Raw genomic sequence first — 9,753 nt, 5'->3', positions numbered from 1 at the left:
GGCGAGCAGACCGGCCGCGGCGAGCGCGTCTCCGTCGGGGCGGACGACGAGCCGCACGAAGCCGGCGCTGGCCAGGTCGGCCGGCGTCGGCGCGGCGGTGCGGCCCGTGGCGGTCATTCAGTCCTCGAGGAGTTCTTTCGCGACGTCGTAGCTGTAGGTGAAGTCGGGGGCGATCTCGTCCCCGCGGTAGTAGGTGACCAGGCGACGGACCTTCGACTCCGTGTTCTGCAGGGAGCGCTTGTTCTGGTGGTCCTGGGGGTTCTCCTGGACGTGTTCGCGCAGGCGGATCGCCCGCGTCATCAGGTTCCGGAGGTCCTCGGGGAGCTCCGGCGTCGCCTCGTGTTCGTCCAGGATGTCCGTCACGGACTTGCCGGTCGCGAGCGTCACGTCCGGGACGGGCGTACCGGTCACGCCCTCGTCTCGCAGCTTCATGCCGATCTGGCTGGGGTCGTACCCCTGCTCGGCCAGCTCGACGACGCGCGCTTCGACGTCGTCCGCGTCGACGTCGCTCCACTCCGGTGGGTCGTCTGCCGCCGGCCGGTCCGAACCGGACGAGCCGCGGCGGCGGGTGTGCATTCGTGCCATGTATCGAGGATAGGAATCGCACTGACCGCTCGGTGTCCGGCCTCCGGCCGGGTGCACTTCCGCAATCCCGAGTCACGCCGAGCGTGACGAGTCAGATTTGCGGCCGTGCGGTTCCCGACGGGTTCTTGCCCGGTGCCGGACAAAAGGGTTTCTAGACGCCGCAGGTCCCGCGCAGGCGTCTGCGAGGTCCCACAATACCGTCGTCGGCGCGTCTGCGAGGGGCGTCGTCGCGTGGGTCGGGCTCCCTCGGCTCGCAGCTTTCGAGGGGTTTATCTATTCCCGACGGAAACCAACTACTGCAACCGCGGGCTCGTAGATCAGCGGTAGATCACTCCCTTGGCATGGGAGAGGCCCCGGGTTCAAATCCCGGCGAGTCCATGATTCTGCGCGGCTCACATCGCCGTGAGCCGCGCGATTCGTCGTCGACGCCCGGATTTGAACGCCTGGAAGTCGCAGCCCCGGGAGCGCAGTGAGCGGAGTGAACGAGCACCCCGGAACGTCTTCCTTCGGGTTCAAATCCCGGCGAGTCCACTCCTTCACGTCGTCTCGCTCGATCAGTCGCGGACTCGCCGACCATCGCGAACGCTACGCGTTCGCTCGATCCCGGCGAGTCCATGATTCTGCGCGGCTCTCACGTTTGCGGGTCGTCCGGAACGTCCTCGATCCGCGGCGGTCCTCTCGAGCGTTCGCTCTCCAGACCTCGTCGTCGACGTCGGTCACCGGTCGTCGGGATCGGGATCATCGTCGTCCGGTTCCGCGTTCACCGGCACGAACTCCGTCCCGCCGCACTCGCACCCATCGCGCTTCCCGATCGGCAACAGGCTCCCGTCCGCTTTCTTTCGGGCTGCGTACACCGACCCGCACTCCACGCACCGCCCCATCGCCCGCTCCGGTCCCCGCTCGTCGGCCATCTCCGGAAACTCTTCCGGGACTCCTAATAATCGTAACTGTTTTCCGAAACGGTTTCCGGAAACCTGGCTGGACACCGACGGACACGCTTCGATCTAGGGGACACGAAACTCGGCACGGATGCGACCCGTCGACCCACGAGTGACCGGTCGCCTCCACGGCCGTCCATCGGCGACCACGTCGACCGATGCGACGTTCGGTCACGAGGGGGTGAGGTCCCGGCCGTCGGAGTCCCGATCCGAACCCCACGTTCGCCGGGCAAGGACCGCCTTCGCCGGATAATGCTACCCCTGTACCGCGTTCGCCGACTCCTACCGAGAACAAATCGCCACCTACCATTTGGTACCGTCTACATATCAATATCCGTGTCTGTCGGCGTTCTCGTCAGGTTCGCGTCGGACGGGGCTTCGGCCAGCGGCGCCCGGCCGAGTCGCGGCGCGACCGGGCATACCCATGCGAGAATACACTCCGCGCTTCGAATCTCGCCGACACATCTTCGGTTGCATCGTCGTCCTCGCCGGACTCGCCGTGCTCGCCCTCGCCGCCGGCTCGGCGGCCGCGGCCGTCGCGGACGAGCCCGCCAACGCCGGCGCGCACGAACCCACCGACGCGCTCGCGGCCTCCTTCCAGGCGAACGAGTCAGTGAGCGAGGAGGCCTACGAGGAAGCCGTCCCCGAACCGGGCGACCGCTGGTACGAGGCGTCGGCCAGCGACGGCAGCTGGATCAGTTACGTCAACCCCCGCGACGAGTACCGGAGTCCGTACCTCGGCGGCGGCTCCGGGAAGGTCTGCGTGACGCTGCTGAACGAGGCGGGCGAGCCGATCGTCGGCGAATCGATCCCCGACACCACGGTCACCGTCCCCACGGGCGAGTCGCTCGAGTGGCACACCGGCGCCGATCCGATGACCGTCGAGTACCCGCTGACCGATCACTACGAGCGCCCGCTCGACGCCGACCAGTTCGGCACCGATCCGGACCTGCCACAGGGCGACGGCTACCTCGACTCCCACTGCATCGAGTGGCACGGCCTCCCGGAGGACGCCACGATCGAGTACGGCGAGGCCCAAATCGAGGGCGAGCACGCCGAAGACGTCGAACTCGTCGGCTACATCCAGCAGGCCCACGAGGCGTGGGACACGGACGTCGACCCGATCGAGGACGCCGTCTCCTACGAGGAGGCCGGCGGCGGCTGGACCTACGAGACCGACGCGTCCCACGGCCAGGCGGTGGTCGTCTTACAGCTGGCCGAGTCGACCGGCGACGAGGGCTCGAGCGACGACCCCGGATCGAACGCGACCGATTCGAACGCCTCCGACGGGACCGGATCGAACGGCGCCGACGACACCCTCGCGAACGAATCCACCGGGTCCGCCGGCGACGACGGCTCCACGGGCGGGACGGACCGACTCCCCGGTTTCGGTCCGTTCGCGGCGATCCTCGCGCTGGCGCTCGCCGCCGGCGTCGCAGGGGTTGGCGGTCGCGTCCGCTCGCGCCGGTGACGATCGATCGGCGTCTCCGCGACGGGTGGCTCCTCACACTCGCGAGCACGGGATGGAGAATACCCGTGAGACCGGACGGCTGTCCACGGGGGACCGGACGGCTGTCCACGGGAGACCGGACGGCTGTGCTCGTGAGAAATGACCGGAGTTGCCCGTGAGAAAAAGTCGGAGTTATCCGCGACACCGGGTGGGTCGAACTCGCGAATACGGTACTGAAACACCAGCGAGAACGGTTCGAACGAGCAATCGAAGATCGGTTCGACGCGCCCCGGATGCGGTAGCCGGCGGTCGATCGCTACACTCGGACCCCGGCCGACCGCCTCACTCCTTCAGGTGCGACCGGTATCCTTTCGGTTCGAATCCTCGCCGACAGACGACGTTGCGCCGCCCGACGGTGATGGCGCTGACCTGGTCGTCCGCTTCCATCTCGTCGACGACGGACTCGAGGTGGTCGGTCGACCAGCCCGTCTCCTCGACGATCGTCTCGCGCTCGACGCGGCCCCCGCGCTTGACGAGCAGGCGAAGCACGACGTCCTCGTCGGAGAGTTCGCGTTCGTCTTTGCCGTATTCGACCTGTTCGGCGTAGCTCAACGTCTCGTCCTCGGTCGACGACTCGTTCTCGGGCGACGGGTCGGGCGCACCGTCCTCCGTCGACGATTCGCCCATCCGAGATGAGAGCCGGGTCCAGAGTGTCCTGAGTACCATGTGTGTCGATCACCGTGTGGCGATTTAGCTGACGTTGGACGCCCACCTACCTTGCTGTTATGCTCGTCCGGTAACATGTCGCCTCGGTGGCGGTGGACGCCCGGTCGTAACGGCTGACACTTCCCCGAGGCCCAACAAGGAATCGCTTGCAATCGGCAAGGTCGCTCTGGAACGGTCGGATTCGCACCCGCGTCGGCGAGATGCGAGCGATCGACGTCGGCGACCACCTGGCAGGAATTCTAGTAATTCACGTCCGCGCTCGTCGAGGCTGGCGGATCCGGATACGCGCTCGAGAGGTCGTCGAGCGATTCGTGGTGGCAGGTGGCGTGGGGTGCGACGAGCGGCGAGACGCTGATCCGCCCCTCCGCGACGGCGCGTCGGTCGGTACCGTCCGGATCGGGCATCGTCTCCGGGTCCATCGACTCCCAGACGCGATCGTGGAGGCGGATCGTCGACCCCTCCCGCGTGGCGTCCATCTCGTAGCGCCTGGACGGGCGGGTGACCTCCATCGGGAGGTTCGACCCCGCGTCCATGGGGACGTTGACGTTGAGGTAGGACGCCCGCTGAAAGACGCCGGCCGGGAGCGCGTGCTCGACCAGGTAGCGCGTCACCCGCGTGGCCTCGGCGAAATCGGCGGTCGTCGTCTCGACGTCCGCGAACGAGACGTCGCCGACCGGTACGTACATCGAGGTCGCGATCGCCGGGACGTCGAAGAACGCGGCCTCGACGGCCGCGCTGACCGTTCCCGACCGGCCGAGGACGTACGCGCCGAGGTTCGCGCCCTCGTTGCACCCCGCGACGACCAGGTCCGGCTCCGGCGCGAGTTCGGCGAGTCCGGCCACCACGCAGTCGGTCGGCGTCCCGTCGACCGCGTAGCCGCGGTCGCGTTCGGTGACCGTCACCTCGCTCGACATCGATCGCCCGCAGCTGCTCCGATCGCCGGCCGGCGCGACGACGGTGACGTCGGCGACCGCCGAGAGCGCGTCGGCCATCGCCGCGATCCCCGGCTCGTCGATCCCGTCGTCGTTGGTCAGCAGTATCGAACGCCGGTCGCTCATACCGGTCGGGTTGGGGCCGGACGCGAAAAGCCCACCGGAAGCCGCCGACGATCGACCGCGGCGGCCGTCACCGTCGAACGGGAAGAACGGGAAAGAACACGCGCGCCTGCTGGTGCCCCGCCCTGGGGCCGCTCACGCGACCGGATCGACGATCGTCTCCTCGTCCACGACGAGGTTGTACGCTCGCTCGTCCTCGTTCCAGAGGGCGAGGACGGATTCGAAGGCGAGCACGTCGCCGTAGTCCGCCGCCAGCAGCGACCGGTTCATCGCCGTCTCCGCGGTGACGACCGCGTAGTGGTCGACGGTCTCGCTCCCGTCGCTCACTTTGAACAGCGGGTTCGGCGACGATCCGCTCGGTCCCACGCTTCCGTCGTCGCTCAGCGACCGGCTGAGCTTGGCCGCGACCAGGTCGATCCGGTTCGTGACGTGCCGGTCCATCTCGGCCATCTTCGCCCACCGGCCGGGGTCCAGCGACAGGTCGACGCGGCGGGTACCGTCCGTTCGGAGGATCGAGTGGGAGAACTGGACGTCGACGTTGACGAACTCGCCCGGCTCGTGATCCGGATCGCTCGCGGCGCGGTCGAGGCTCCGCTGGAACGAGGGAACCGCGAGGTCCGGTCTGACGTCGAACGTCCAGCCCCGGTCGCTCGGGGTCCGACCCGGCCAGAGCCGCACCGCCGGGCCGTAGACGGTGACGTCGAGGGGGTCGTCGGTTTCGCCCCCTCCCTCGTCAGTCTCCGACTCCTCGGACTCCCTCCCGACCGCTCCTTCGTCGGACGCCGGTTGCGCCTCCCCTTCGCTCGAGGCCGGTTGCGCCTTCCCTTCAAGTGACGCCGATTCCGTCTTCTCCCCCAAGTTCGCCGTCCTCGCGCCGGCCTCGAGCGCCCGTTCCACCCGCCGGAGGCCGATGCTCGTCTCCCTGTCCGCGGGCGCCATCGCCAGCAGCGAGCCGTCGTCGGCGAGCGCCTCGAGGTATCGCCGACAGACTGAAATCGGCTCTTCGAGTTCGCTGAGGACGTTACAGAACATGACGAGGTCGTACGGTTCTCCGCCGCCCGCCGACTGGGGGTCGAACGCCTCGGCCGTCGTCCGGTGGACGGTCGCGTGCACGTTTCGCCGCGTCTCCGAGAGCATCGCCTCGAGGATGTCGGCCGCGTCGCTCGGTTCGACGGCGTGGTACTCGAGCAGGGCGTCTTCGGGAAGGTAGTCACAGAGCCCCAGCGCCGGGCCCCCGACGCCCGCCCCGACGTCGAGCACCCGGAGCTCGCGGCCGAGCAATTTCCGCTCCGCCAGGTCGTCGAGTGCGTACTGGACGGCCGCGTAGTAGCCCGGGAGGTGGTAGATCGCGTACCCGGCCGCGACGTCCTCGTCGTAGTCGACCGGATCGCCGTGCAGGTAGCTGGCCTTCACCCGCCGGAGCGTCGACCGAAGCAGGTCGCCCGAGGCGCCTTCGTGCCAGTCCGGGCCGTACCGGTCGACGAGGTGCTCCTCGAGTCGGCGCTCGTAGCGCTCCGGGAACGCCTCGACCGGCTCGGCGAGCGGCGCCACCGGCTCCGCCGGGACGGGGACGAACGTGCCGTCCTCGCGCTCGATCAACCCCAGGGTCGGCGCCTCTTCGCGGAGGAGCTGGCGGACCACGGCGGGGTGGGGCTGGCCCTCGACGTACTCGTGGATCTCCTCGGGGTCGATCGGCCGGACGTTGCGCAGGTAGCGGGCGTTCGCGATGACGCCCTCGCGTCGGTCCTCCATCGGATCACCTCCGCTCTCGCGGTTCGCCCGCTTCTTCCGACGCTCGAGGCGTCGAGTCCGTCGATTCCTCGATCGCACGCTCGCCGTCGGTCCACTCCGCGCCCACCTCCTCGAGGAGCGACTCGAACTCGTCCGCGTCCGCGGCGGCGATCCGAGCGGCGGCCTCGGCCACCGCCTCGGCGCCGTCGAACTCCGACTGGATGTCGGCGTAGACGCGCGGCGTTCCTCCGGTCACGCGCTCGACGAGTCGCCGAAGGTCGCCGTAGACCGGGGTTTCGAACCCGGACGGGACCCGATCGGCGGCGATCGCGAACGCGAGCACCGAGGCGTGGGCCGCGGCCTGCACCGACTCCATGGCGCCGTCGTGCTCGTCGGCCGTCGTCTCCACCAGGTCGTTGCCCGCCGCCTCCAGATCGGCCAGGACCGCGTCCGTGCGGGGACCCGCGGCCCCCCGGACGAACGGGACGGCGCCGGGCGCCCGGTCCGGCGCGAACAGCGGGTGGAGGCTGAGTCGTTCCCGCTCGGGCGCGTGGCGTTCCATCGCCGCCAGCGCCGGTTCCATCACCCCCGCGACGTCGACTACCGCGCTCTCGGCCCTCGGCGCGTGGCGGGCCACCGCGTCCTCGATCGCCGTCATCGGCACGGCGAGGCAAACGACGTCGTACGACGCGTCGTCCGCGGCCGGATCGAGCGGCGCGGTCCGCCCGCCGACCGCCTCGGCGGCGTCTCGGGCCGCCGCCTCGTCGACGTCCGCGAAGGTGATCGACCCGTCGACGGTGTCGCCGACCCACCGGCCCATCGTTCCGGCGCCGACGATCAGTACGTCCATCGGCGAATCCTACCCAGTCGCGTTCCAAAAGGCGTTCGATCGCCGCACCCGCGATCCGATCGACCGAGCGAGACGGACCGGCCGCAGCGTCGACCGAGCGCGACGGATCGATCTCAGCGTCGACCGGGCTCGACGGGTCGATCTCGGCGTCGATCGAGCGCGACGGACCGAACTCAGCGCCGGTCTTCGGGCTCGATCGACACCGGGTAGTCGGTCAGGTTCTCGTAGCCGCCCTCGGTGACGACGACGAGGTCCTCGATGCGGACGCCGCCGACGGCGGGGTCGTAGATGCCGGGTTCGATCGTGATCGCGTGGCCGGGCTCGAGCTCCTCTCCCGTCAGCGAGATCCGCGGCCCCTCGTGGATGTCGAGGCCGACGCCGTGACCGGTACTGTGGATGAACCCCGTCTCGGCCCCGGGATCGCTCCGGAGGGAGTCGTAGCCCGCCCCCTCGATGACGTCGCAGGCGGCCTCGTGGACCGCCTCGCCCGTCGTTCCGGCCTCGACGGCGTCCAAGGCGGCCTCGTAGGCCTCCCGGGTCACCTCGTAGAACCGGGCGAGTTCGTCGTCGGGCGTTCCCCTGACGAAGGTGCGGGTCATGTCCCCGTAGTACTTCGTCTCCTTGTCTCGCGGGAAGATGTCGATCACGATCGACTGGTCCGCCTCGAGCGGTCCGCTGCCGCGGTCGTGCGGGTCGGCGGCGTCCGCCCCGCAGGCGACGATCGTCTCGTCGAGGGCGCAGCCCTCCCGCAGGAGCGCGATCTCGATCTCGGTCTTGACGCGCTCGCTCGTCAGCGGTTCGCCCTCGTGGTAGAGGAGGCCGTCCCGGACCTCCGCGGCGGCGATCAGCCCCTCGGCGACGGCCATCGCGCGCTGGTTGGCCGCCTGCGTCTCGCGGATGTACTCGATCTCCTCGTCGGTCTTCACCGCGCGCACGTCGGCGACGATCCCGTCGGTCTCGACGGTCACCGAGAGCCCCCGGTCCCGGAGGCCGTCGGCCGTCGCGGCGGGACAGGTCTTCGGCACCGCGACCGATTCGACGTCGTGGTCCCGGAGAAACGCCTCGATCAGCCGGATCCGCCCCTCGTGGGGACCGTGTTCGGCCTGCAGCGACTGCGCGTCGTAGGTCGCGGTGTTGGTCACGCTGTCGGCGTTCGCCTCGCTCTTCGCGCGGCCGTACTCGAGTCCGGACACGAGCAGGTGGATGCCGTCGTCGGTCACCAGCGTCTGGTACGGGTCCGGCGCGCCGAAGCCCGACACGTACTGCTGGTCGGCGTCCGCCCCGTCGTCGTCGATGAGGTAGCCGTCCAGGCCCGCCTCGTCGAGGTACTCGCGCAGCGATGAGAGGTCGACGTCCATACGCGCTGGTTCCGTCGGGCCGGTACATAATAACCGGGATCCCGGTATTTCGCGGATCGCATCCGAATAACCGGGATTCGGGAATCCGGGGATCGCTCCCCGCCCGCGACCGTTCTCGGTACCCGACTTCGGCCGTCGTCAGAACTGCCGGCAACCGGTACCGTGATAGGCGGACCGACCCAGGTGTCGCCCATGGACGTCACCATCTCCCCCTCGACGGTCGCGGGGACCGCCCGCGCCCCGCCGTCGAAGAGCTACACGCACCGGGCGATCCTCGCGGCGGGCTACGGCGAGGGCGCGGTCGTCCGCGACCCGCTCTGGAGCGCTGACACCCGGGCGACCGCCCGCGCCGTCGAGGCATTCGGCGGCGACGTCGAGCGCGACGACGAGGGTCACCTCGAGATCGTCGGCTTCGACGGCCGGCCAGCCGTCCCCGACGACGTGATCGACTGCGAGAACAGCGGGACGACGATGCGCCTCGTCACGGCCGCGGCCGCGCTCGCCGACGGGACCACGGTACTCACGGGGGACGAGTCGCTGCGGAGTCGGCCCCAGGGACCGCTTCTCGACGCCCTCGGGGAACTCGGCGCCGACGCCCGGAGCACTCGCGGGAACGGGCAGGCACCGCTGGTCGTCGACGGTCCGATCGGCGGCGGATCGGTCTCGATCCCGGGGGACGTCTCCTCCCAGTACGTGACGGCGCTGCTGATGGCCGGCGCGGCGACCGACCCTGGGATCGAGATCGACATGGAGACCGAGCTCAAGTCCGCCCCGTACGTCGACGTGACGATCGAGGTCCTCGCGGACTTCGGGGTCGCGGCGGCGGCGACCGACGCGGGGTTCGCCGTCGACGGTGGACAGCGCTACGGACCGGGCGCGGGCGAGTACGCCGTCCCCGGCGACTTCTCCTCGATCTCGTACCTCGTCGCGGCGGGCGCCGTCGCCGGCGAAGCGGGCCCGGTCCGCGTCGAGGGCGCGCGGCCGAGCGCGCAGGGCGACGCCGCGATCGTCGAGCACGCGGCCCGTTTCGGCGCCGACGTCGACTGGGATCGGAACGCGG

General features: G+C 69.8%; 9 protein-coding genes and 1 tRNA gene. 3 read left to right on the top strand and 7 right to left on the bottom strand.

Annotated features, from left to right (window positions below):
• Positions 1 to 117 precede the first annotated feature (117 nt).
• On the bottom strand, positions 118 to 585 hold the full coding sequence (locus tag QZT59_RS02925; protein WP_290811098.1) for a 30S ribosomal protein S15: 468 nt from the start codon (positions 583 to 585) through the stop codon (positions 118 to 120).
• A 306-nt stretch (positions 586 to 891) separates the two neighbouring features.
• Between QZT59_RS02925 and QZT59_RS02920 the strand changes: the two genes are divergently transcribed.
• Positions 892 to 963: transfer RNA gene (locus tag QZT59_RS02920), tRNA-Ala, on the top strand.
• 338 nt (positions 964 to 1,301) lie between these two features.
• Here QZT59_RS02920 and QZT59_RS02915 read toward each other — a convergent pair.
• Positions 1,302 to 1,496, bottom strand: coding sequence for a hypothetical protein (locus tag QZT59_RS02915; RefSeq protein ID WP_290811095.1), 195 nt, complete (start codon positions 1,494 to 1,496; stop codon positions 1,302 to 1,304).
• Between the two features lie 451 nt (positions 1,497 to 1,947).
• Between QZT59_RS02915 and QZT59_RS02910 the strand changes: the two genes are divergently transcribed.
• Positions 1,948 to 2,994 carry a PGF-CTERM sorting domain-containing protein gene (locus QZT59_RS02910; protein ID WP_290811092.1) on the top strand — a complete coding sequence of 349 codons (1,047 nt, stop codon included), beginning with the start codon at positions 1,948 to 1,950 and terminating at the stop codon, positions 2,992 to 2,994.
• Between the two features lie 321 nt (positions 2,995 to 3,315).
• Here QZT59_RS02910 and QZT59_RS02905 read toward each other — a convergent pair whose 3' ends face one another.
• The 5 genes from QZT59_RS02905 to QZT59_RS02885 form a co-directional block, all read right to left on the bottom strand.
• Positions 3,316 to 3,699 (bottom strand): hypothetical protein, encoded by a 384-nt coding sequence (locus QZT59_RS02905; RefSeq protein ID WP_290811089.1) that lies wholly within the window; start codon positions 3,697 to 3,699, stop codon positions 3,316 to 3,318.
• A gap of 239 nt (positions 3,700 to 3,938) precedes the next feature.
• Positions 3,939 to 4,757: a 5'/3'-nucleotidase SurE gene (gene surE / locus QZT59_RS02900; RefSeq protein WP_290811086.1), complete on the bottom strand. Its 819-nt coding sequence runs from the start codon at positions 4,755 to 4,757 to the stop codon at positions 3,939 to 3,941.
• A 132-nt stretch (positions 4,758 to 4,889) separates the two neighbouring features.
• Complete coding sequence (locus QZT59_RS02895; RefSeq protein WP_290811083.1) at positions 4,890 to 6,506, bottom strand: small ribosomal subunit Rsm22 family protein; 1,617 nt, start codon at positions 6,504 to 6,506, stop codon at positions 4,890 to 4,892.
• 4 nt (positions 6,507 to 6,510) lie between these two features.
• Positions 6,511 to 7,335 carry a prephenate dehydrogenase/arogenate dehydrogenase family protein gene (locus tag QZT59_RS02890; protein ID WP_290811080.1) on the bottom strand — a complete coding sequence of 275 codons (825 nt, stop codon included), beginning with the start codon at positions 7,333 to 7,335 and terminating at the stop codon, positions 6,511 to 6,513.
• 173 nt (positions 7,336 to 7,508) lie between these two features.
• Positions 7,509 to 8,693: a M24 family metallopeptidase gene (locus tag QZT59_RS02885; protein ID WP_290811077.1), complete on the bottom strand. Its 1,185-nt coding sequence runs from the start codon at positions 8,691 to 8,693 to the stop codon at positions 7,509 to 7,511.
• Positions 8,694 to 8,885: 192 nt separating this feature from the next.
• Between QZT59_RS02885 and QZT59_RS02880 the strand changes: the two genes are divergently transcribed.
• Positions 8,886 to 9,753, top strand: an 868-nt coding sequence (locus QZT59_RS02880; RefSeq protein ID WP_290811074.1) for a 3-phosphoshikimate 1-carboxyvinyltransferase, incomplete at its 3' end; no start/stop codon positions are given.

Source organism: Halovivax sp. (genome assembly GCA_007119345.1).
Taxonomy (GTDB): domain Archaea; phylum Halobacteriota; class Halobacteria; order Halobacteriales; family Natrialbaceae; genus Halovivax.
This window is presented reverse-complemented; position numbering and strand designations above follow the sequence as displayed.